Genomic DNA, 395 nt, shown 5'->3' on the forward strand with positions numbered 1-395 from the left:
CCGAAGGACTGGCCCATTTGCGGCAGCGACGTCGAGATGATCGTCGAATCCAGGAGCTGCATGAAGAAGGCGACGGCGACGATCAGCGCCACGCGCCGTGCCTGGCGCGCCGGCATGGCTGTCGACGGCTGGGACAACATCGGATTGTCGGGGATGCTGCTCATGACGGACCTGGTTTGAACAGCATTGGACCAGCCTAGTCCAGTGGTTATCCAACAAACTTTTGTGGTGCCTCGCCGCCTGTTATGGGAAAGTGGGCCTAAGAGGGGAAATGGGATGAAGCCCATCTATATCGACTATCTCAACGCTCTCGATATCGAAGCGCTGGCGATGACCGATGCCGAGATCATCGGCGCGGTCGAGGCCGGCCTTGTCGCGCAAGGCAAGGGCCAGAC

1 pseudogene is annotated in these 395 nt (G+C 60.0%); it reads left to right on the forward strand.

The annotated features are described in order from the left end of the window. Nucleotides 1–276: 276 nt before the first annotated feature. Nucleotides 277–395, forward strand: a pseudogene (locus tag EOA28_RS41235) (ornithine cyclodeaminase family protein); the annotation flags it as partial.

Source organism: Mesorhizobium sp. M2A.F.Ca.ET.067.02.1.1 (assembly GCF_004023285.1).
Taxonomy (GTDB): domain Bacteria; phylum Pseudomonadota; class Alphaproteobacteria; order Rhizobiales; family Rhizobiaceae; genus Mesorhizobium.